This window comes from Aliarcobacter faecis (genome assembly GCF_013201705.1).
Taxonomy (GTDB): Bacteria; Campylobacterota; Campylobacteria; order Campylobacterales; family Arcobacteraceae; genus Aliarcobacter; species Aliarcobacter faecis.
Genome location: NZ_CP053837.1, coordinates 1,572,182 through 1,595,681, shown reverse-complemented (window position 1 = coordinate 1,595,681; position 23,500 = coordinate 1,572,182). Strand labels below are relative to the sequence as shown.

The window sequence follows — 23,500 nt, the reverse complement described above, 5'->3', positions numbered from 1 at the left end:
TTGTTAAATAAATTGTTGAATATTGCTAAAATATATTTAATAGCAAATAGTTTAGAGGAAATAAATCTTTTAATTTACTCCTCTAATTTTATCTCTAACAAAAATAATTGATTCAGCTAAAAGTTTTTTATCAAAATTATATTTATCAGATTTAAATAGGGCTTTTTCTATACTTTTTTCTGTAAATAACTCTTTTGGATTACAAACAGTTTTAATAATATTTAATATTTGAGCTTTTTGTTTATACTCTTCTTCACAATTTTCTATATCATCAACAAATTCAATCATTTTTACTAAGTTTGAACTTAATTTCCAATGTTTAAAAATTTCTGCTGTTGTTTTAGAGGTAGTTGTTTCTAAAATTTCTTGTTCAATTTTTGTTAAATCTTCTCCACTATTAATTAAATCTATAAACTCTTTTGTTTTGTTATTTGAAATTATTAACTCTGCTAAGATAAATTTTCCCGTCTCTTGTAGTAAAGAGGCTAATATCATCTCTTCTTTTGACTCATTATCTATTTTTGATAACCAAACATTTGCAAAAATTGATGCTATATTAGAAGCTTCCATAAAATCATCAGCAGTAATTTGGTAAGGTTCTAAGTCTGTTTTTAAAATATTTTGTATAGTTTCATTTATTGTAATATAAATTGTAAAATTTATTCCTAATAAATTTATTATTCTACTTGGAGTTTCAACTTTAGAACGAAAACCGAACATTGCAGAGTTTGCAATTTTTAGTAAAGTTGAGACAATTAAAGCATCTTTTTCAATTATTTTTAGTAGCTCTTCTGAATCTTTTTCAGGTTTTTTCCTAAATTCTTCAATTTTTATTATGGTTTGAGGTAGAGGTGGTAGATTATCTATCTTTTTAATTATTTTATTTAACAAAAGTCTTCCTTGTGTAATTTTGTATAGTTATTTATATATAGAACTATATTAAAAATAGGCTTGAATAAAAATAAATTATTATAGTAAAATTTCTTATAAAATATTATTTTTATGTTAAAGATAGAAGAAATTTATAAATTAGTAAAACTTTTTAAACTATATCTTTAATTAATAGTTAACTTTGTTAATTCTATCTCTAACAAAAATAATTGATTCAGCTAAAAGTTTTTTATCAAAATTATATTTATCAGATTTAAATAGGGCTTTTTCTATACTTTTTTCTGTAAATAACTCTTTTGGATTACAAATAGTTTTAATAATATTTAATATTTGAGCTTTTTGTTTATACTCTTCTTCACAATTTTCTATATCATCAACAAATTCAATCATTTTTACTAAGTTTGAACTTAATTTCCAATGTTTAAAAATTTCTGCTGTTGTTTTAGAGGTAGTTGTTTCTAAAATTTCTTGTTCAATTTTTGTTAAATCTTCTCCACTATTAATTAAATCTATAAACTCTTTTGTTTTGTTATTTGAAATTATTAACTCTGCTAAGATAAATTTTCCCGTCTCTTGTAGTAAAGAGGCTAATATCATCTCTTCTTTTGACTCATTATCTATTTTTGATAACCAAACATTTGCAAAAATTGATGCTATATTAGAAGCTTCCATAAAATCATCAGCAGTAATTTGATAAGGTTCTAAGTCTGTTTTTAAAAGATTTTGTATAGTCTCATTTATTGTAATATAAATTGTAAAATTTATTCCTAATAAATTTATTATTCTACTTGGAGTTTCAACTTTAGAGCGAAAACCAAACATTGCAGAGTTTGCAATTTTTAGTAAAGTTGAGACAATTAAAGCATCTTTTTCAATTATTTTTAGTAACTCTTCTGAATCTTTTTCGGGCTTTTTTCTAAATTCTTCAATTTTTGTTATGGTTTGAGGTAGAGGTGGTAAATTATCTATCTTCTTAATTATTTTATTTAACATAAATGCTCCTTATGAAACTACTATAGTGGTTTGTGGTAGAACTATATTAAAAATAGACTTAGATAAAAATAAATTACTATAGTGGGTTTTTTGTGACAAAATATGATTTTTCGGGCGAAGAAATAGAAGAATTTTATAAAATTGTTGGAAAAAATGTAAGAAAATATAGGCTTTTAAGAGGTTTAACTCAATTAGATTTATCTTTTGAGATGGGGAATAAATCTGTTAGTTTAGTTTCTGCTTGTGAACCTTGTACAAACGGAAAGCATTTTAATATCGAACATTTATATAAAATTAGTAAAATTCTTGATATTAAAATAGAGAAATTTTTTGAAATAAATGATAATTAATTTAAATATTTTAAGAGAATTTGTATTTTTTGGTATATTTTAGATTAATATACCAAAGAAATAGAAGTCGTTCTTATTTTACCAAGAGATAGCAGCTCCACTTGCTCCCATAATCTCTTTTGCATCTTCACTCATCATAAATGGTTCCCACACAGGTTCAAAAACTAAATTTACTTTAGCTTCATCGACTTCATCAACTGCCATAGCTACATATCTTACTTGCTCAAGTAAACTATCTGCAACTGGACAAGCAGGGCTTGTAAGCGTCATATCTATCTCACAAAAGAGATAATTTTCTCTCTCTTCAAGCTCAATATTATATATAAGTCCTAAATTATAAATATCTACAGGAATTTCTGGGTCATAAACCTTTTTTAAATTCTCTATAATTTTCTCTTTTATCTCTTCTTTATTAAAAATCTCATTCATAATTTTTCCTTAATATTTTAAAGCATACTCTTTTATTTTTTTTATCATCCCAATAACTCCACTTTGTCTATTTGGAGTTATAACCTCACTTAAATTTAACTCTTTTACTATATCCATATCAACTTTCTTTAACTCTTCTATTGAAGAATTAGAAAAAATATCTAAAATGATATAAACTAAACCTTTTACTATAATTGCATCACTTGTACCATAAAAAAATAGTTTATCATCTTTTTTTTCACAAATTAACCAAACTTGAGAAGTACAACCATGAACTATATTTTCAGGAATTTGATTTTTTTCATCAAAAGGAGGAAGTTTTTTCCCTAAATCAATAATATATTCATATTTAGCTAACTCTTCATCAAAAAACTCTAAATCCTCTTTTATATTTGCGACTCTTTTTTCTATACTCATTTTAATCCTTTAGCATACTCATTGCTCTTTTTAAACTTGAAATTAGTTTATCTATATCTTCAAAATCATTATAAAAAGCTAAACTAACTCTAATAGTACCTTTAATTCCAAGTTTTTTCATAATTGGTTGAGCACAATGATGACCAACTCTTACAGCTATCCCCATTTTATCAAGTAAAATAGATATATCATCATGCATAATTTCTTTGAAGTTAAAACTTCTAGTTCCGCTACAATCTTCTAAATCGTTGTAAAAAATTATATCTGGTAGTTTTTTTAGTTCACTATCAAGATATTTTATAAGTTCATCTTTTCTTTTTTGTATAGTTTCATAACCAATAAGTTCTATATACTCTAAAGATTTAGCAAATGCTATAACTCCAGCAATATTTTGAGTTCCAGCTTCAAATTTATAAGGGCTTGGTAAAAAAGTGCTTCCTTTTTCTAAATCAACTATATTTATAGTTGCTCCACCTGTTTGGTAAGGATCTACTAAATTGTGGAATTTCTCTTTTATATAAATAGCTCCAACTCCAGTTGGTCCAAAAGTTTTATGTCCTGAAATAGCAAAAAAATCACAATCAAGTTCTTGTACATCTATTTTAAAACTACTTAAACTTTGAGCTCCATCAATCATAACTGGGCACTCATATTTATGTGCTAATGAGATAATTTTTTTTATATCATGAACTTTTCCAAAAGCATTTGTAACATGTGCAATACTTACAAATGAGTTTGGATTTGCTTTTAAAAGTTCTTCAAAATGTATAAAATCAAAATCAAAATTTTTATTACAATTTACAACTTCAAGTCCTTTACCTAAAACTCGTCCTTGCATATGCCAAGGTACAATATTTGCATGGTGTTCAAGACTTGAAATAATGATATTTTTAAATTTCTTTCCAAAAGAAGAGGCTATAAAATTTATACTTTGTGTAACACCACTTGTAAAAATAATCTCCTCTTTTTTATTTGCATTTATAAATTTTTGTAAAACTTCTCTTGTATTTTCAAACTGAGTTGTTGCTTTATTTGCATCACCAAAACTACTTCTATGAGTGTTTGAACAATAAATTGAGTAGTAATCAACTGTTGCATCAATTACACTTTGAGGTTTTTGAGTAGTTGATCCATTATCTAAATATACACTTTTTGAGTTAGCAAAATATGGAAAATCTTTTTTATACATTTTTAAATATAGCTCTCTTTTTTATACTCTTCTAAAAATTGTTTAATTTTTTCATCTTTTATATTATCTTTTATAGAGTTTTCAAATGCTTCTAAAAGCATCTCATATGCTCTTTCTTTACTTATCCCTCTAGCTTGAAGATATAAAAGTTGGTCTTTATTTAGTGTTCCTGTTGTTGTTCCATGACTAGCTTCTAATTCATCAATAAAAATTTCTAAAAATGGTTGAGCAAAAATAACTGCATCATCACTTAAAAGTATTGAGTTACAGTTTTGAAATGCTTTTGAATAAAGTCCATTTTGAGTAACTATTGATTTTATTTTTACAACGGCTCGACTAGAAGCAAGAAGTGAATTTTTATAGTTTATATTACTTCTTGAACTTTGATTATTATGTGTAGTTTTTACTAAAGTTGAAACTGAAGTACTATTTCTTAACTTATTTAATCCATTTAATTCATAGTTTACTTCTAATGAGTCAATTTTATTTTCAAAACTATTTACACAAAATCCATCCCCAAACTCAAAATTTGAAATTTCTAAATTTGATTTATCATCTTGAACTACTTTACAAGAGTAAATAAGCGAATTTTCTGTTGCTATATCTTGAACTTTTATATACTCTAAACTTGCATCTTTTTCAACTTTGATAGTTCTATTTGCCAAAATTGATGAGTTTTTTGAAGAGTTTATAAAAATTTCAATAATAGATGCTTTTACTCCATTTTTAATTTCAATTAAAAGATTATTTGAAAATAGTGTTTCATTATCTTTTATATGGTTTATTAAAACTAGTGGTTCATCTATATCTTTTTCAATAGTTAAAACTTTTTTAGTATCATCAAATCTATTTGCAATAGAAAATAGTTTTGATTCATAATCTTCATCATCTTTTATAGTTTTTAAATCAAGAGTAAAATTTAAAGTTTTATGCTCTTTAAAATCGAAATTAAAAAGTGGTGCAAAATCTATTTTTAAAAACTCTTCCTCTCTTTTTTGTGGAAGGTTTAGATTTTCTATATTAGCTATTTGCATTATTTATTCCTAATGCTTCAAAACCTTTCTCATCTAGCTCTAGTGCTAGACTATAATCTCCAGTTTTAGCTATTTTCCCATCACTTAAAATATGTACAAAATCAGGTTTTATCAGCTCTAAAAGTCTATCATAGTGTGTAATCATTAAAACAGATTTTTTCCCATCTAGCATAGAGTTTATAACATTTGCCACTATTTTTATAGCATCAACATCAAGTCCACTATCAATCTCATCAAGCATAATTAAATCTGGTTGAAGCATTAAAAGTTGAACTAACTCATTTCTTTTTTTCTCACCACCACTAAAGCCATCATTTAAATCTCTTTGTAAAAGTTTTCTATCTATATCAAACTTTGAAGTTTCCTCTTTTACAAGTTTTAAAAATTGCATTGCATCGAGCTCTTCTTTTCCTTGATAGGCTCTTTTTGCATTCATAGCTGTTCTTAAAAAGTAGCTATTATTTACACCAGCAACTTCAACAGGGCTTTGAAAACTCATAAAAATACCTTCATTTGCTCTTTCTGATACATCTAACTCTAATAAATCTTTATTTTTAAAAGTAACTTTTCCATCTGTTACATTACAGTCATAATGTGCAGCAAGAGTTTTAACTAAAGTTGATTTTCCTGCACCATTTACACCCATTAAAGCATGAACTTCACCCTCTTTTATCTCTAAATTTAGCCCTTTTAAAATCTCATTATCATTTATACTTACTTTTAAATCTTCAATTTTTAATAATGTTTTATTTGTACTCATAATTAACCTACACTTCCTTCTAGTGAAATATTTAATAACTCTTTTGCTTCAGCAGCAAACTCCATTGGTAACTCTTTTAAAACCTCTTTACAAAAACCATTTACAATCATAGCAATAGCGTCTTCTTCATCTATTCCTCTTTGATTTAAGTAGAATAGTTGCTCATCAGAGATTTTTGATGTAGTAGCTTCATGTTCTATATTTGCACTACTATTTCTTATCTCATGGTATGGATATGTATGTGCTTGACACTTATGTCCAATTAAAAGTGAATCACACTCAGAGATATTTCTAGCATTGTGTGCATTTTTCCCAACTCGAACCAATCCTCTATACGCATTTACACCTTTCATAGCAGAAATACCTTTTGAGATGATTGTAGATTTTGTATTTTTTCCTAAGTGTATCATTTTTGTACCAGTATCAGCTTGTTGAGCTCGTGAAGTAACTGCAACAGAGTAGAACTCTCCTACACTATTATCTCCTTGAAGTACACAAGATGGATATTTCCATGTAATTGATGAACCAGTCTCTACTTGAGTCCAAGATACTTTTGAGTTATCACCTTTACATAAGGCTCTTTTTGTAACAAAATTTAGTATTCCACCTTTTCCTGTGTCATCTCCAGGATACCAGTTTTGAATAGTTGAATATTTTATATGACCATTTTTAAGTGCAACTAATTCAACAACGGCAGCATGAAGTTGTCTATCGTCTCTGCTTGGAGCAGAACAACCTTCATTATAAGATACATAACTTCCTTCATCACAGATAATTAAAGTTCTTTCAAATTGTCCAGTATTTAAAGCATTTATTCTAAAATATGTTGATAATTCCATTGGACATCTTGTATTTTTTGGAATATATACAAAACTTCCATCTGTAAATACTGCACTATTTAGTGCTGCAAAATAGTTATCAGTTACAGGAACAACACTTGCTAAATAAGTTTTTACAAGTTCTGGGAATCTATGTGATGCTTCACTAATAGAGCAAAATATAATTCCTAATTTTTCAAGCTCTTCTTGATATGTAGTTTTTATTGAAACAGAGTCAAAGACAGCATCAACAGCAACTCCAGCTAACATTTTTTGCTCTTCAAGTGGAATCCCTAGTTTCTCATAAGTTTTAAGAATTTCAGGATCTACTTCATCTAAAGAACCAAGAGGTTTTTTAGGTGCTGAATAGTAAGCATAATCTTGATAATCAATCTTTGGGTATTGTAAGTTTGTCCAAGCAGGTTCTTCCATTTTTAGCCATTTTTCATAGGCTTTAAGTCTAAAATCTAGTAAAAACTCTGGCTCTTCTTTTTTTGCACTAATAGCTCTTATCACATCTTCATTTAAACCTTTAGCAAAGGTATCACTTTGAACTAAAGTTTCAAAGCCAAGTTTATAATCTTTGTTTATAATGTCATGTAATTCTTGATTGTCACTCATGACTTCTCCGTAAAATTTATTTGATTTTAAATTAGGACTAAAATTATCCTGATTTGAATAATATCAAAATAAGTATATAATGTAAAGACATAAAATCTAATAAATGAAGAAAATATTAGATTTTAATTTAAAAAGTTGCGAAATTATCGGGATTTAAAATTAAGACAAATTTTATCCCATTTTTTATAAAATATTAGAAAGATAAAATAAATAATGGAATTTTTATGATAAATGATATAGAAGAGATTTACTCAAAAAAGATAGAAAGTAGAATTAATGACCCAAAAAATATTGGTGAAATTACAAGACTTGAAGCAAAAGAGTTAGGCTGTAGGCTTGTTGTTGCTGATTTTGAAACAAATGGAGCTGATACAATTAGAATGTATTGGGCAGTAAATAAAGATAATATTATTGTAAGGGCAAAGTTTAAATCATTTACAGGTGGTTTATTACTTGCTTTAAATGATATGATGACAGAACTATGTATCTTTAAAAGTGTTGAAAAAGTAGCAAATTTATTTAAGACTGATGTTGAATTTGCCCTAAGAGATGAACCACAAATACCAGCTCTTAGTATAATTGAATTACACGAAAAATTTACAAATTTTGTTGTGCTTAAAAAAGCTGCTTTGAACTCAGAAAAAAGAGATATGAATGATTTTGAAGATGATTATATTGTTTGTGAGTGTGCTAGAGTTACTTTAGGAGTTATAAAACAAGCAATAAAAGATTTTTCGATAACTACAGTTGAGGAAATAGGTAATATTACAAAAGCTGGAATTTTCTGTAAATCCTGTAAAAATGAGGGTGGCTTGGAAGATAAAGAGATTTATTTAAATGATATTTTAGAACAAACTTTAGAAGAGATAAAAGAGCAGAGTAAAGAAGAACCAAGTTATAGTAACTCTACTTTTGAAAATATGACAAAAGAGCAAAGAATAGAGTTAATTGAAGATATTTTAGATGAAGATGTAAGACCTATGCTTATTATGGATGGTGGGAATATGGAGATTTTAGATATTGTTGAATCAGCACCACATTATGATTTATATATTAGATATTTAGGTGCTTGTAGTGGTTGTAGTGCAGGAAGTATGGGAACACTTTATGCGATTGAGTCGATTCTACAAAGAAAAATTGATGAAAATATAAGAGTCTTACCTATATAAATTTCTCTTTTAATAATATTTAATAGTAAAAGAAGCAATTTTTTACTATTATTTATAAAACTGCTAAAAGGAGTTAATATGTTTACAATATATAATAATGGAATAGTAGATTATAAAAGTTCAACAGAAAATTTATATAATGTAAAAAATATTAATGAAACTACGAAATTTACATTTGATCCTAAAGAGGATTCAGTAAAAGATTTTCAAAATAAACAAGATCAAAATGGTGAAAAAAAGAAGCAAGAGCAATTTTTATCATCATATAAAAAGATATCACAAATAAATCAAGGTAATCAGTTTTTTTTTGTAAGAGATATAATGAGCCAAGATCTCTTATATATAGATAATAGTCATACTATAAAAGAGGCTTATGAACTTTTAAAAGATAAAAAAACTGCACAAATTCCAGTGACAACAATAGATAAAAAGATTGTTGGTTTAATAGATGCAAAATTTATCTTATCTTTATTAATGCAAAATTTAGATGAGCCAAATTTACTTTTAAATAGAAGATTAAAGGATATTAGTTTTCCTGAAATTATTACAACAAATCCAGATTCTGAACTAAAAGATGTGATAAAAATAATGTTCGATTTTGAAATAGGCACTATGGCAGTTGTTAATGAAGAAGGACTTTTAAAAGGAATAATTTCAAAAAGTTATATTTTTAAAGCTATGTCTTGTATTCCACAGTTAGAGATTTGGAGCTAAAATTAGTTTTAAATTTTAAAGCTCTTCATTATTATCTAAAAAGATTATATCTCTACCTTGGTTTTTTGCTTTATAAAGTAGCTCATCAGCTCGTTTTTTTGCTTCAGAAAAAGTATCATATTTATTTCTAAAACTAATACCAGCTGAAAAAGTAAGTTTTATTTTATTATTACTATAGATAAAACTTGTATCTTTTATAGTATTTTTTACCCTTTTTACATATCTTGAAACTTCAATTTCATCTTGATAGTGAATTAAAGCTACAAACTCCTCACCACCATATCTTGCAATAACATCTTCTTTTCTAGTTAGCTCTTTTAGAATTTTTGCAAAACTTTTTAAAACAGCATCTCCACAAGCGTGACCATACTTGTCATTTATATCTTTAAAATGGTCAATATCATAAAATATAATTGCAAAATTTGAGTGAAATACTAGATATTTTCTCTCCATTTTTTCAACTTCATAATCATAAGCTCTTCTATTTAATAAAGATGTTAGATAATCAACTTGATGCTCTTCTTTTACTAAAATAAGCTCTTTTTGAAGCTCTTCAATTTGTTTGTTTAGATAATCAAATTTCTCTTTATTATCTACTAATATCTGTTTATTTTTATTTAGTGTAGCTTCAATTTTGAAAATTGTGTCTATTAATTTTTTTTGAACAATTCTTAGTTCTCTATGTGAAAATTTTGATATATCAAGAGATATTAGTTCATCTTTTATTTTTATGATTTCCTCATTTGAATTAACTCCATCAGTTAGAGTTTTATCAAAATATCTACTCATAAGTGAAGTTAATTTCATAATATCTTCAGTCTTCTCTTTTAAAACTTGTCTATCATTTGAAACTCTTCGTTTTGATAGCTTTTTAAGTGTTTTAATAGTTTCAGTTGAAGTTAAATCTTTTGGTTTTTCTAAAAGTTTTGATATAAATATTTCTATTTCTTCAATCATATCAAAGTTTACAGATGGTTTTAGTATATCATTTAAAGCAATTATTAGTTTTTTTAAATCTTCTGTTGGAACTCTTTTTTGAAGAATTTTTACAAGGTCATTATATGATTTTATCTCTATATCTTCTGTTTCATCTTCTGAAATAGAGTTTTTTAGGATTTCAAATAGATTTATCTCTTCGATATCTGTATTTAAGTCATAAGCTTGATCTTTAAACTCTATAAAATAATTTTCAGGAGTAGTTGATATTCCTTTTTTAGATAGATTTGCCAGTGTATTTTTTGTAATATCTTTAATATTTTTCAAACTAAAGCCTTGAATTTGTATAAAAGTCTAAGATTATAACCATTTATGATATAATTAAACCTTAATATTTTAATAAAAATTCGATAGGAATTATAATATGGTACAAAAAAATAACCAAATTTTGAAAAATACAAATGCTGAACTTTTAGACCAGTTTAATGCTTCAATTATGTTTGATAAGAAGTTATATTCTCAAGATATAAGAGGTTCAATTGCTCACTCAAAAATGTTAGCTTTACAAAATATTATTTCAAATGATGAACAAAAGTTGATAGAAAAAGGGCTTCTACAAGTTTTAGAAGAGATAGAAAATGGAAAGTTTAAATTTTCTTTAGAGTATGAAGATATTCATATGGCAGTTGAGAATAGACTTACGCAAATTATTGGAGATGCAGGGAAAAGACTTCATACTGCAAGAAGTAGAAATGACCAAGTTTGTACAGATTTTACTTTATATGTACAAGAGAAAACAAAATCTATAGAGAAACAACTTTTAACTCTTATTGAAACTTTTGTCAATTTAGCTTCAAAACATACAAAAACTATAATGCCAGGAATGACTCACTTACAACATGCTCAACCAATTAATTTTGGATACCATATGATGGCTTATGCAAATATGTTTAAAAGGGATTTTGAAAGATTTAATTCTTCTTATGAGAGGAATAATTTTTCACCACTAGGAAGTGCTGCATTAGCTGGAACACCACATAATATTGATAGATTTAAAACAGCAGAACTTTTAGGATTTTGTGCTCCTACACAAAATGCTATGGATACAGTCTCTAATAGAGATTTTGCTTTGGAGCTTTTATTTAATATCTCTACAACTATGATGCATATTAGTCGTATTTCAGAAGAGCTTATTTTATGGTCATCTTATGAGTTCAGATTTATAAGAATGAGTGATATGTATGCAACAACAAGTTCTATTATGCCACAAAAGAAAAATCCAGATGTTCCTGAACTTCTAAGAGGAAAAACTGGAAGAGTTTATGGAAATTTAATCTCTTTATTAACTGTTATGAAATCACTTCCATTAGCATATAATAAAGATACACAAGAGGATAAAGAGGGTGTTTTTGACTCGGTTGAGACTATTGAGATTTCACTTTCTATTTTAAATGAAGTTATAAAAACTATGACTATACTTGAAGATAATATGTTAGAAGCCTCTAAAATAGGGCATTTAACAGCAACAGATTTAGCTGATTATTTAGTACAAAAACAAAATATGCCATTTCGTGAAGCTTATTATCTTACAAAAGAGGTTGTACAAAAAGCAAATAGTTTGAATAAAGATATTAGTGAATTAACTATTACAGAGATTAGAAATTCATCAAAAGAGCTTGAAAATATTGATGAAGAGATAGTTTCATATTTAAGTTTAGAAAATTCAATGAATAGTAGAAACTCTTTTGGTGGAACATCTACAAAACAAACAGAAATTCAAATTGATAGTTTTAATAATTGGTTAAAAGAAGTATTATAAACTAAGGATTTTTTCCTTAGTTTATAAATTTTAAAAGATTTTATTTTAAAAGGAATTTTTTTGTTAAATCATATAAAGAGTTGATATCTGTTTTCCCTACGAACCCTTCAACTCCAATTTGACTCATCTTTCCTCTTACTGCATCTGTTGTCATAGATGAGTTTACAATCACTGGAATATGCTCATATTTTTTACTATTTTTTACAAATGATGCAACTTGATAACCATCAGTTCCTGGCATTTCTATATCAGTTAAAATCATACCTATTTGCTCAGGATTTAACTCTTCAATTCTTTGTAAAAGTAGAGTTCCATTTGTATAAACTTCATATCTAACTCCAGTTTGTTTAAAGAATTTAGTTAAAACTTCTCTTGCAACGCCTGAATCTTCAGCAGCTAAAATAACTTTTGAAGAGTCGATTTTTCCAACAACATATTTTCTAACATCATCTTCACCATCATCTGTCCATTTAATATCTCTTAAAAGTTGTTCAGCATTAAATACTGTACAAAGTTCATCTTTATTATTTACTTTTACATATGTTGTATAAGTTATTTTTGAATTTGTCTCTTCAGTGTGTCTTAAATCTTGAGTTGTTTTTTCTACGATATCGAGCATATCTTTTATTAAGAAACCAATTTTTTTATGATTAAATTCACAAAAAATTATAAGTTTATACTCTTTTATATCTAATGGTGTTTGTCCAAGCCAAGCATCAAGATTGATTAAAGTTACAGGCTCACCTCTAATTGTAGCAATTCCAGCAATAATATTTGTATCTCTTGGAGTATCATTTATTGCAACTTCCTCAGTTATTATAAAAGCTTTAACTTTTGCTATATTGATTGCGTAAATATTATTATGACCAGTGTAAAATACTGCTAATTGTTGAACATTTCGCAAATGCCCTTGTGTCATTTGCTCAACACTACCACTAATACCGCTCATGTAAATCCTTTTTAATGTATAAGTAAAATATTATATAAATTTTAAACTTTGAGTAACTTTAAGTTATTTTTGCAATTTCTTAACTATTTTTTGAATAGTAACAGATGCCATCATTAATCCAAAAGATGCTGTAACACCTTCAAAACTACCTTTTTCTACACAAAGAGGAACTTCTGTTGAAAAAATTACTTTGAATTTTTTCTTGAAACCTTGTTTTTTTAACTCTTCTCTTACTTTTTTTATAAATTTATCATTATAAGTTTCCCAAATTGATTTATACTCTATTTTTGTTGGGTCTATTCTTTTTGCTCCACCACCAGTGCTTATTATTTTTGTAAAATGTTTTTTTATTAAGTGAACTTTTGGTGTAATATCATCAATTGCATCTAAAATATAATCATAAGATGAAAAATCAAAATTATCTATCCACTCTGGTGTAACTTTTACACAAATTGGAGTAACTTCTGGATATCTTTCTTTTAAAACTTCAACTTTAACTCTTCCAATATTTCCATGGCTTCCTAGTTGTCTATTTTGATTTGAAGCTTCATAGGTATCAAAATCAACTATTGTTATATTTGTAATTCCTGTATTATATAAGGCATCAAGAGCAAAACTTCCAATTCCTCCAACTCCAAAAAGTATTATTTTTGTCTCTTGGAATTTTTTTAAAGCCTCTTCTCCAAAAAGCATTTTTGTTCTACTATATTGCATATTTAAATCTTCTTTACTAAATTTTGGATATTATAACACAAAAATATTTATTGGAGATGTGATGGATAAAGAGCCAATGACACTTGCTGGATATAATAAAGTAACAAGTGAATTAGAGTTTTTAAAAAGTAGTGAAAGACCAGAAACTGTAATTGCACTTGATGAAGCAAGGCAATTAGGGGATTTAAAAGAGAATGCTGAGTATCACTCTGCTAAAGAAAAGTTAAAACTTATAGATGTACAAATTGCAGAACTTAGTAATACTATTTCAAAAGCAGTTATAGTTGATCCTTCTATCTTACCACATGATAGGGTTAGTTTTGGTTCAACAATAAATTTAATAGATGTTGATAGTGAAGATGAGTTTACTTATACTATTGTTGGTGGAGTTGAATCAAATGTTGAAAAAGGTTTAATCTCTTTTAACTCTCCATTAGCAAAACAACTTATGGGAAAAGTTGAAGGTGATGAATTTACAGCAACACTTCCTGGTGGGAAAAAAACTTTTGAAGTTTTAAAAGTATATTTTAAAGAGTTAGAGCTATAAATTGAGTCTTATTTTAAAAGAGAATGCTATTTTTATAGCAGACTCTCATTACAATGAAAAAAATCAAGAATTTAAAACTATTTTAGAGGGATTAGAAAAAAAAGAGATTAATGCTTCTCAAATATTTTTAATGGGTGATAATTTTGATTTTTTATCTTGTGAATGCAAATATTTTATAAAACAAAATATTGAAGTTATAAATCTTTTAAATAAATTATCTACGAATTTGGAAATTGTTTATTTAGAAGGAAATCATGATTTTAATTTACAAAAACTATTTCCCAATATAAAGGTCTTAAAAAGAGAAAATCAGCCTTTTTTTGTAGAAATAGAAGAGAAAAAAGTAGCTTTATCGCATGGAGATAATTTTTTGGATTGGAAATATGAACTATTTTGTAAGATTATAAGAAATAGTTCTTTTTTAAAATTTATGAATTTTATAGATATAAACTTTTTTATTTCAAAAAAACTTGAAAAAGCTTTATTGAGTAAAAATATTTGTCATAATATTTTAGATTTTGAAAAAATTGTGGAAAAAAGATTAGATAACTATGAGAGTAATATAGTTATAGAAGGGCATTATCATCAAGGGAATAGATATGCTTTTAAAAATAAAGAGTATATAAATGTTCCATCTTTATGTTGTCAGAAAAGTTATACAGTTTTTAAAAATGGACTATTTCTAAATAAAGATATTTGAAAATTTAATGTAAACTATTTTCCACAAAGTTTGCAAAAGCATTTTCAATACTTGGAATAGTTTTATATGAAGTTTTTGTTAGATGTACATTTCTTGTCTTTAAATTACAAATAGCGATTCTAAAATTTGCACCAATATTTGGCTCAACTACACAAACAATATTATCTTCAATTTGTCTTGTGGCATAAATAGTACCTTGTAAATCTTTGAAAAAATATTTTGGATAAGTAAGTGGAGTAATCTCAACTATATCTATATTTCTAGGATTTTCAAGGGTTTTTACTATTTGCATAGCATCTTCATAATTGCTAAATTGTATGCACCAATCATCAAATTTTTTATTAAAATGTACTAAATCTTCATCTAAAAATCCACCAGCATGAGATTGTAAAGCAAAAATAGACACACAAAACCTTTTTATAAATTTTAATATATTTTAAGCTTATTTTGATAAATTCAAGCTTTTAATTTAGATTTTATAGGAATATATTTTGGCAAAATTTGAAGTAGTAAGTGATTATAGTCCAGCAGGAGATCAACCAAAAGCAATAGAGGCTTTAAGTAGTTCAATAGAAGCTGGAAATCAGTATAACACACTTTTAGGAGTTACAGGAAGTGGAAAAACTTATACTATTGCAAAAGTGATAGAGAAGGTACAAAAACCAACACTTATTATGACTCATAATAAAACTTTAGCTGCTCAACTTTATAGTGAATTTAAACAGTTTTTTCCAAATAATCATGTGGAGTATTTTATCTCTTATTATGACTACTACCAGCCAGAAGCTTATATTCCTAGAAGTGATTTGTTTATAGAAAAAGATAGTTCTATAAATGAAGAACTAGAAAGGCTAAGACTTAGTGCCACTGCTTCACTTTTATCTTTTGATGATGTTATTGTAATTGCTTCAGTTTCAGCAAATTATGGTTTAGGAAATCCAAGTGAATATAAAGCGATGGTTCAGAGAATTGAAGTGGGTTTTGAGTATTCACAAAAGACATTTTTATTAAAACTAATTGAAATGGGTTATAAACGAAATGATAAATTCTTCGATAGAGCTGATTTTAGAGTAAATGGTGATGTCATAGATATCTTTCCTGCATATTTTGAAGATGAGTTTATTAGAGTTGAATTTTTTGGTGATGAGGTTGAAAGTATCACAAAATATGAATATATAACAAATGCAAAAGTAAAAGATTTAAAAGAGGCGATTATTTATTCAGTAAATCCCTTTGTTGTAACTTCTGAAAATTTGGCAACAGCTGTTAAGCAAATAGAAGAAGAGCTTGAAGATAGATTAAATTTCTATCAAAAAGAGAATAAGCTTGTAGAGTATCAAAGACTAAAACAAAGAGTTGAGTTTGATTTAGAGATGATTGAAGCAACAGGAATGTGTAAGGGAATAGAAAACTATGCAAGGCATTTAACAGGATTAAAACCAGGTGAAACTCCATACTCTTTACTTGATTATTTTGCTCAAATGGATAAAGATTTTTTGCTTGTTGTTGATGAGTCTCATGTATCTTTGAGTCAATTTAGAGGAATGCATGTCGCTGATAGAAGTAGAAAAGAGGTTTTAGTTGAGTATGGATTTAGACTGCCATCTGCACTTGATAACAGACCACTTAAATTTGATGAGTTTATAAAAAAAGCTCCAAATTATGTATTTGTTAGTGCAACTCCAAATGAATTAGAATTGGAATTAAGTAGTGTTGTAGCTGAGCAAATAATACGACCAACTGGGTTACTTGACCCAATTATTGAGATAATGGATAGTCAATTTCAAGTTGAAAAACTTCATGATGAGATTAAAAAAACTATCGCAAAAAATGAGAGAGTTTTAGTTACAGTTTTGACAAAAAAGATGGCTGAAGAGTTAGCTAGTTATTATGCTGATTTGGGAATAAAAGTAAAATATATGCATAGTGAAATTGATGCTATTGAGAGAAATCAAATTATAAGAGAGCTTAGACTTGGAACTTTTGATGTACTTATAGGAATAAATCTTTTAAGAGAAGGTTTAGATATTCCTGAAACTTCACTTGTTGCTATACTTGATGCCGATAAAGAAGGTTTTTTAAGAAGTAAGACTTCACTTATTCAAACTATTGGAAGAGCTGCTAGAAATGAAAATGGAAGGGTTATTTTATTTGCTCAAAAGATTACAGCTTCTATGCAGTTTGCAATTGATGAGACAAATAGAAGAAGAAAACTTCAAGAAGAGTTTAACAAAGAGCATAATATCACTCCAAAATCAACTACAAGAAAACTTGACCAAAACTTAAAACTTGAAGAGTATGATACAGTAGCACTTAAAAAACAAAGAGTTGAAAAAATGCCAGCAAGTGAGCGAAAAAAACTTCTTTTAGAGTTAAATAAACAGATGAAAAAAGCAGCAAGTGATTTGAACTTTGAAGAGGCTATACGACTTAGAGATGAGATAGCAAAGATTAAGGATATATAAAATTATGGTAAAAAAAGCAACAAAACAAGATATAGAGATAATAAAACAAGCATTTTTAGAAAATTATAGTAATGCTGTAACAGAGCTTAATTATAGAAATGATTATGAGTTATTAATAGCTATTATTCTTTCAGCTCAATGTACAGATAAAAGAGTAAATATCATAACTCCAGCACTTTTTGAAAAATACCCAAGTGTTCATGAGTTAGCTTTTGCAAATCTTGAAGATGTTAAAAAGATTATAAACTCTTGCTCTTTTTTTAATAATAAAGCACAAAATATTATAAAAATGGCTCAAAGTGTAATAGAAAATTATGAAGGGAAAATCCCACATAATCAAAAAGAGTTGATGAAATTAGCAGGTGTTGGAAATAAGACAGCTAATGTTTTTATGATAGAGTATAAGCAAGAAAATCTTATGGCGGTTGATACCCATGTTTTTAGAGTTTCTCATAGATTAGGGCTTAGTGATGCTAAAAATGTAACTTTAACTGAAGCAGATTTGGTGAAAAAGTTAAAAGGTAATGATTTACATATTTTTCATCAAGCTATGGTTTTATTTGGAAGATATATTTGTAAAGCAGTAAAACCAGAGTGTGATAAGTGTTATTTTCCTCAAGTTTGTAAAAGTAAAAGCGGTTTTAAACCAGCTTAAACTAATAAAAAAAATGAGTTATCTTTTCAGACACTCCTCTTTTAGTTGTGAAAAGTTTACAAAAATATACTCATTTTTTATTTTGTGTATTTCAACATTATTTAAAGTACATAAAAATTCACTATTTTCTTTTAAAATTGTATATGTAAATTTATAGATGAATTTATCTTTACTTGATACTACTTTATTATTTAAAAGTTCATAATCTAAGCTTTTAATTGTTGTGTTATACTCTTTTTCATACTTTTTTATAAATAGATTTGGAAGGTAGTTTTCACTTTTGTTTTCATAAAATAAAAATCCAATAGTTGCAATTAAAATAACTGCCAAAAAGATTATAAACTCTCTTTTTTCAAATTTATCATTTACTTTATAGATAATAATTGTAGCAACTATAAGTAAGATTGAAATAGTAATAATAATTTGCATTTTAAACCTTTTTTTGATTAATTCTTTCAAATAAATTTCGATTATATCAAAGCTTTGCAAAATGTTTTTAAAATTTCAGTTTTTTAAAATTTTTAATACTATCTTTTGGGTTTACTCCAAAATATGTTTTATAGTATTTTGAAAATAGTGAGAAGTTATAAAATCCTGTTTCAATAGCTAGTTTTGTAACATTTATATTTCCATCTGTTTCTCTTATAACTCTTGAAGCATATCTTAATTTTTGCTCTCTTAAAAATTGTGTAGGAGTGCAACCATAGTATTTATTAAAAATTAGTTGTAAGTTTCTTGTACTTTGGTCAAAAAATTTTTCTAAATCACTCAAAGTCATAAAAGCAAAAAAATCTTCATTTTTTAGTTCCTCTACAAGTTTACACATAGAAGTCGAGATTGTAGCTTTTTTTGTGCTGTAAATATCATCTTTATAAAACCTTTCTGGCATAAACATAAAAACCAAAGTTCTATATATTAGCTCATCAAATTTTGCTTTTTCAAGTATAGTAATATCCTCTAAATTACTATTTAAACTATAAAAGAGCTGTTTTAACATAGTATCAAATGAGATATTTTTATATAAAAGTGGTATTAAGCTTGGATTTTCAAAATTGTGTAAAAATTTATCACTTTGTTCACCTAACATAGTTTTTGAAGTTTCATGAAATCTTTGTATATCCAAATCTATCAAAACAAAATTTCTAGGAATTAAAGAGATACTTTTTGCTTCACATCTTGGTTTACAGTAAGCAAAACTTTTATTATCCCAAACAAAGTTTTTATTTTCTACTGTTGTTGTACATTTTCCTTTTATAGGTATCATCAAAGTATATTCACTACTTGAATTTGCACTTACTCTAAAAGGAGAGATATAATTTGCTGAGATTTTAAGACTATTTATAGAAGTAGAAAAAGTTTTTGAACTAAAACTTTTATCTGAAATAGCTTCAAAATATTGTAAAGATGGAACAATTTTGGATAGTTGTGTAGCAACAACTTGAGAGTTTGTATTTGTTGTTGCAAATTTATCCCCAAAGATTAATTTTTCCATATTCTCCAAAACTTTTCATAAAAATTTGCTCTATTATATATAAAAAATAAAAACTATTTTAGCAAAAAAACGAAATATATAAAATTTAAAAAAGTTCGTTTTCTTTATATCTAAAGTTTATAGTTTTTTCTAAAATTTGCCACAAAATCTTAAAGGAGAGAATGTGATAAATTATAAAAACAATTTTAGAATTCTAAAAGGTGGAAAAATAGCTTTAGTTATAAGTGGTATGATTACAACTACAACTCTTTTTGCAGCACCTAGTGGTGGAAATGTAGTAAATGGAACTGCCACTATAAATCAAAGTGGAAATACTACAAATATAAACCAATCGACTCAAAAAGCCACTATAAATTGGCAAAAGTTTGATATTTCAAAAAATGAAACTGTAAATTTTAATCAACCAAACTCTAGCTCTGTTACTCTAAATAGAGTTGTTGGAGCTACAAAGTCTATAATTGATGGTGCAATGAATGCAAATGGTCAAGTAATACTTGTAAATCCAAATGGTGTAGTTTTTAATCAAGGCTCACAAATAAATGTAGGTGGTTTAATAGCAACTACAAAAAATATCTCAAACAGCGACTTTGAAAACGATAACTATGTGTTTAGTGGAAATAGTACAAACTCTATAATAAATAAAGGTGAGATAAATGCTTCTTATGTAGTACTTTTGGGAAATGAAGTTGTAAATGAGGGAGTTATTCAAGTAAATTTAGGAAGAGTTGAACTTTCAAGTGGAGATAAAATAACTCTAAATCTAAATGGAAACTCACTTGTAAATCTTACTATTGATGAGGGTACTTTTAATGCTTTAGTAGAGAATAAAGGAGTTATAAAAGCAGATGGTGGAAAAGTATATCTTACAACAAAAGCTGTAAATAGTGTACTTGATGGAATGGTAAATAATAGTGGAGTAATAGAAGCAAAAACTTTAAGTGTAAATGAAAAAGGTGAGGTAATACTCTTTGCTCATGGTGGAACAGCAAATATAGATGGAGAGATAATCGCAGATGGAAGCTTTGTGGAGACTTCTGGAGATGTGGTAAATATAGCTGATAGTTTTAAGATAAAAGCAGATAAATATTTAATAGACCCAGCTGATTTTACAATAGCTTCAAGTGGTGGAAATATGACTGGAACTGCTGTATCTAATGCCTTAGTTAATACGGCTACTTTTATAATAGAGTCAACAAATGGAACAAGTGGTGGAAATGGTAATGTATATGTAAATGATAATATCACTTGGTCAAGTGGAAACCGTTTGTATCTAGTTGCTGACAATAATATCTATATAAATGCTACTATTGATGCCTCAAGTGGAGCTGGTGGAAAACTTGGACTTCACTATGGAAGAGATACAAATAATACAGATGCTAACTACTATTTTGGAGCAAACGGAAAGGTAAAGCTACAAGAATTAACAGATGTACCTAATGCTAATTTTGCTACAAAAAAAGGAAATGATACACAAAAGAATTATGCAGTTATAAATACAGATTCAACTTTACAAAGTTATATGAATGCTAATCTAGGTGGAAATATTGCTTTAGGTGATGATATTACTCTTGCAGATGTTGCATTAGGCTCGTCAAATTGGACTCCAATAGAAGATTTTAATGGAAATTTTGATGGTTTAGGACATACTATCTCAAATCTTACAATAGACAATGAATATGCTTATTACCAAGGATTTTTTGCTTGGACAGGATCTAGTTCACTTATAAAAAATATAGGTTTAATTAATGTAAATGTAAAAGGGTACAGATCAGTAGGAGGTTTAATTGGATATGGTGAAGGAGTAATTGAAAACTCTCATGTAACTGGAAATGTCGTAGGTCATTATAGAGTTGGAGGATTAGTTGGTTATAGTGAAGTAATAATTAAAAACTCTTATGCCACTGGAAATATAAATGGAAGTGAATATGTAGGGGGATTAGTTGGTTATACTAACAATGGAAATATTGAAAACTCTCATGCCTCTGGAAATATAAATGGAAGTGGCGATAGTATAGGAGGATTAGTTGGTTATGCTAAATATGGAAATATTGAAAACTCTTATGCCTCTGGAAATATAAATGGAAGTGGCAATAATATAGGAGGATTAGTTGGTTATGCTGAATATGGAAATATCGAAAACTCTTATGCTACTGGAAATGTAACAGCTAATGATAAAGTTGGAGGATTAGTTGGTTACAGCAACGAAAATGTAATTGAAAACTCTTATGCTACTGGAAATGTAACAGGTAATGATGAAGTTGGAGGATTAGTTGGGGAACTTAGTAATTATGATGGACAAACTAAAGACAATTATGCAACTGGAAATGTAACTGGAAATAGTTCTGTAGGAGGGCTTATTGGTTATGCTGAATATGGAGATATCGAAAACTCTTATGCAACTGGAGATGTAGAAGGTTCTATTCAAGTTGGAGGTTTGGTTGGAGTAAGTAAAGTTGAAATTAAAAACTCTTATGCCTCTGGAGATGTAACTGGGAATATAAGTATTGGAGGATTGATTGGATATGCTGAGGGAGATATCGAAAACTCTTATGCAACTGGAACTGTAACTGGAAGTGACCATAATACAGGAGGATTAGTTGGAAATATATTTGGTGGAACAATTTCAAACTCTTATGCAACTGGAACTGTAATTGGAAGTGAAAAGATAGGAGGATTTATTGGGCTTAATGTATTTGGAAATATCGAAAACTCTTATGCAACTGGAACTGTATATGGTGATGACCAAAATATAGGAGGGTTTATTGGATTTAATAATGGAAATATCAAAAACTCTTATGCAACTGGAACTGTGACTGGAAGTGAATATGTAGGGGGATTTGTTGGGCTTCATGTATCTGGAAGTATAGTAACTTCTTACTCAACTGGAAATGTAACTGGCAATAATCAAACTGGAGGATTAGTTGGGGGGAGTGCTGGAACAATTTCAAACTCTTATGCCTCTGGAGATGTACAGGGCAATGGTATAAATACAGGAGGATTAGTTGGGGGTAGTATGGGAATAATTGAAAATTCTTATGCCTCAGGAGAAGTATCTGGAGCTGAAAATGTAGGTGGATTAGTAGGAATGAATAATAATAACTTTGATGCAACAATCACAAACTCATTTTATGATAAAACAAAAAATCCAGATTTAACTGAAGATAGCAATAATGTAGGAAAAACAACTACCGAACTTCAAGATATAGATACTTTTTCTGCTTGGGATATAATTGGTGATAATAATATGGCATTAGATTATCCTATTCTTTCTTGGCAAGAAAATAGAAATGATTATGTATGGGTTATAGGTACAAATCCAAATACAGAGAACCCTGAAAACCCAAATACAGAGAACCCTGAAAATCCAAACCCAGAGAACCCTGAAAATCCAAACAATAGTGAACAAGTGGCAAATAATAGATTAAATAATCTTGTAGCAAGTATTATAAATGGTATAACTATTACAAATAGTGTGTCAAATGCCAATACAAACTCAAACTTTACAAATAATATTTTTGTAAATAACTCACTAAATAAAAACTCTTTGAGTAGTAGTGGATTAAATAGTTTTAATACTCAACTAAATAGTGCTATTAGAAATACAAACTCAAACTTAGATAGTAATGTTTCAAAAGATACTAAACTAACTTTAGTAGGACAAACAGGAGCAGAAACTCCACTATCATCGGTAGATTTAGCTACTTTGATGACTTCAAATTCACTAAGTGAAGTAAGAGTTGCTTTAAGTCCAGATAGTTTTGTACAACTTGTAAATGGTGGAGTATCTTTACCAAATGGTGTTAGTCAAGAACTTTATGTAGTAGAAGATAAAAAATAA

Annotated in this window: 23 protein-coding genes; 9 read left to right on the top strand and 14 right to left on the bottom strand. The window is 27.5% G+C overall.

What is annotated here, in order from left to right; genetic code table 11:
• Positions 1-69: 69 nt before the first annotated feature.
• Positions 70-891, bottom strand: coding sequence for an HDOD domain-containing protein (locus tag AFAEC_RS08025; protein WP_172658642.1), 822 nt, complete (start codon positions 889-891; stop codon positions 70-72).
• A 168-nt stretch (positions 892-1,059) separates the two neighbouring features.
• The gene (locus AFAEC_RS08020) at positions 1,060-1,884 is read right to left on the bottom strand and encodes an HDOD domain-containing protein (protein WP_172658641.1); all 825 of its coding nucleotides are present in this window, start codon (positions 1,882-1,884) and stop codon (positions 1,060-1,062) included.
• A gap of 92 nt (positions 1,885-1,976) precedes the next feature.
• Here AFAEC_RS08020 and AFAEC_RS08015 point away from each other — a divergent pair, with 92 nt between their 5' ends.
• A complete protein-coding gene (locus AFAEC_RS08015) occupies positions 1,977-2,234 on the top strand; it encodes a helix-turn-helix domain-containing protein (RefSeq protein WP_026805271.1) in 258 nt (85 codons plus the stop codon).
• 78 nt (positions 2,235-2,312) lie between these two features.
• On the opposite strand, the gene AFAEC_RS08010 is transcribed toward AFAEC_RS08015, so the two are convergent.
• Genes AFAEC_RS08010 through sufB form a run of 6 tightly spaced genes read right to left on the bottom strand, consistent with a single transcriptional unit; the run spans position 2,313 to position 7,502 of the window.
• Entirely contained in the window at positions 2,313-2,663 is a 351-nt protein-coding gene (locus AFAEC_RS08010) for a metal-sulfur cluster assembly factor (protein ID WP_026805272.1), read from the bottom strand.
• Between the two features lie 9 nt (positions 2,664-2,672).
• On the bottom strand, positions 2,673-3,080 hold the full coding sequence (locus AFAEC_RS08005) for a SufE family protein (RefSeq protein ID WP_026805273.1): 408 nt from the start codon (positions 3,078-3,080) through the stop codon (positions 2,673-2,675).
• 1 nt (position 3,081) lies between these two features.
• Entirely contained in the window at positions 3,082-4,269 is a 1,188-nt protein-coding gene (locus tag AFAEC_RS08000; RefSeq protein ID WP_026805274.1) for an aminotransferase class V-fold PLP-dependent enzyme, read from the bottom strand.
• 2 nt (positions 4,270-4,271) lie between these two features.
• Positions 4,272-5,303: a SufD family Fe-S cluster assembly protein gene (locus AFAEC_RS07995; RefSeq protein WP_026805275.1), complete on the bottom strand. Its 1,032-nt coding sequence runs from the start codon at positions 5,301-5,303 to the stop codon at positions 4,272-4,274.
• Entirely contained in the window at positions 5,290-6,063 is a 774-nt protein-coding gene (gene sufC, locus AFAEC_RS07990) for a Fe-S cluster assembly ATPase SufC (protein WP_034216132.1), read from the bottom strand. The genes AFAEC_RS07995 and sufC overlap by 14 nt, the downstream gene beginning before the upstream one ends.
• 2 nt (positions 6,064-6,065) lie before the next feature.
• Positions 6,066-7,502 carry a Fe-S cluster assembly protein SufB gene (gene sufB / locus AFAEC_RS07985; protein ID WP_026805277.1) on the bottom strand — a complete coding sequence of 479 codons (1,437 nt, stop codon included), beginning with the start codon at positions 7,500-7,502 and terminating at the stop codon, positions 6,066-6,068.
• A gap of 224 nt (positions 7,503-7,726) precedes the next feature.
• Between sufB and AFAEC_RS07980 the strand changes: the two genes are divergently transcribed.
• Together AFAEC_RS07980 and AFAEC_RS07975 are read left to right on the top strand one after the other, a co-directional pair.
• Complete coding sequence (locus tag AFAEC_RS07980; protein ID WP_034216135.1) at positions 7,727-8,671, top strand: NifU family protein; 945 nt, start codon at positions 7,727-7,729, stop codon at positions 8,669-8,671.
• A gap of 78 nt (positions 8,672-8,749) precedes the next feature.
• Positions 8,750-9,385 carry a CBS domain-containing protein gene (locus tag AFAEC_RS07975; RefSeq protein WP_026805279.1) on the top strand — a complete coding sequence of 212 codons (636 nt, stop codon included), beginning with the start codon at positions 8,750-8,752 and terminating at the stop codon, positions 9,383-9,385.
• A 15-nt stretch (positions 9,386-9,400) separates the two neighbouring features.
• On the opposite strand, the gene AFAEC_RS07970 is transcribed toward AFAEC_RS07975, so the two are convergent.
• Positions 9,401-10,648: a GGDEF domain-containing protein gene (locus tag AFAEC_RS07970; protein ID WP_026805280.1), complete on the bottom strand. Its 1,248-nt coding sequence runs from the start codon at positions 10,646-10,648 to the stop codon at positions 9,401-9,403.
• A 97-nt stretch (positions 10,649-10,745) separates the two neighbouring features.
• Between AFAEC_RS07970 and argH the strand changes: the two genes are divergently transcribed.
• The gene (gene argH / locus AFAEC_RS07965; protein WP_026805281.1) at positions 10,746-12,140 is read left to right on the top strand and encodes an argininosuccinate lyase; all 1,395 of its coding nucleotides are present in this window, start codon (positions 10,746-10,748) and stop codon (positions 12,138-12,140) included.
• Positions 12,141-12,180: 40 nt separating this feature from the next.
• Here argH and AFAEC_RS07960 read toward each other — a convergent pair whose 3' ends face one another.
• Together AFAEC_RS07960 and AFAEC_RS07955 are read right to left on the bottom strand one after the other, a co-directional pair.
• On the bottom strand, positions 12,181-13,089 hold the full coding sequence (locus tag AFAEC_RS07960; protein ID WP_026805282.1) for a chemotaxis protein CheV: 909 nt from the start codon (positions 13,087-13,089) through the stop codon (positions 12,181-12,183).
• A gap of 63 nt (positions 13,090-13,152) precedes the next feature.
• Positions 13,153-13,803 carry a tRNA threonylcarbamoyladenosine dehydratase gene (locus tag AFAEC_RS07955; protein WP_026805283.1) on the bottom strand — a complete coding sequence of 217 codons (651 nt, stop codon included), beginning with the start codon at positions 13,801-13,803 and terminating at the stop codon, positions 13,153-13,155.
• 61 nt (positions 13,804-13,864) lie between these two features.
• Here AFAEC_RS07955 and greA point away from each other — a divergent pair, with 61 nt between their 5' ends.
• Together greA and AFAEC_RS07945 are read left to right on the top strand one after the other, a co-directional pair.
• Complete coding sequence (greA, locus tag AFAEC_RS07950; RefSeq protein ID WP_026805284.1) at positions 13,865-14,350, top strand: transcription elongation factor GreA; 486 nt, start codon at positions 13,865-13,867, stop codon at positions 14,348-14,350.
• Between the two features lies 1 nt (position 14,351).
• Entirely contained in the window at positions 14,352-15,050 is a 699-nt protein-coding gene (locus AFAEC_RS07945) for a UDP-2,3-diacylglucosamine diphosphatase (RefSeq protein WP_026805285.1), read from the top strand.
• Positions 15,051-15,054: 4 nt separating this feature from the next.
• On the opposite strand, the gene AFAEC_RS07940 is transcribed toward AFAEC_RS07945, so the two are convergent.
• Positions 15,055-15,456 carry a cell division protein SepF gene (locus tag AFAEC_RS07940; protein WP_026805286.1) on the bottom strand — a complete coding sequence of 134 codons (402 nt, stop codon included), beginning with the start codon at positions 15,454-15,456 and terminating at the stop codon, positions 15,055-15,057.
• Positions 15,457-15,541: 85 nt separating this feature from the next.
• Here AFAEC_RS07940 and uvrB point away from each other — a divergent pair, with 85 nt between their 5' ends.
• Both uvrB and nth read left to right on the top strand, forming a co-directional pair.
• The gene (uvrB, locus tag AFAEC_RS07935; protein WP_026805287.1) at positions 15,542-17,515 is read left to right on the top strand and encodes an excinuclease ABC subunit UvrB; all 1,974 of its coding nucleotides are present in this window, start codon (positions 15,542-15,544) and stop codon (positions 17,513-17,515) included.
• Between the two features lie 4 nt (positions 17,516-17,519).
• Positions 17,520-18,170, top strand: coding sequence for an endonuclease III (gene nth / locus AFAEC_RS07930; RefSeq protein ID WP_034216139.1), 651 nt, complete (start codon positions 17,520-17,522; stop codon positions 18,168-18,170).
• An 18-nt stretch (positions 18,171-18,188) separates the two neighbouring features.
• Here the strand turns inward: nth and AFAEC_RS07925 are convergent, their stop codons facing one another.
• Positions 18,189-18,599, bottom strand: coding sequence for a hypothetical protein (locus AFAEC_RS07925; protein WP_026805289.1), 411 nt, complete (start codon positions 18,597-18,599; stop codon positions 18,189-18,191).
• Between the two features lie 67 nt (positions 18,600-18,666).
• Entirely contained in the window at positions 18,667-19,662 is a 996-nt protein-coding gene (locus AFAEC_RS07920; protein ID WP_026805290.1) for a helix-turn-helix transcriptional regulator, read from the bottom strand.
• Positions 19,663-19,825: 163 nt separating this feature from the next.
• Here AFAEC_RS07920 and AFAEC_RS07915 point away from each other — a divergent pair, with 163 nt between their 5' ends.
• The gene (locus tag AFAEC_RS07915) at positions 19,826-23,500 is read left to right on the top strand and encodes a GLUG motif-containing protein (protein ID WP_034216144.1); all 3,675 of its coding nucleotides are present in this window, start codon (positions 19,826-19,828) and stop codon (positions 23,498-23,500) included.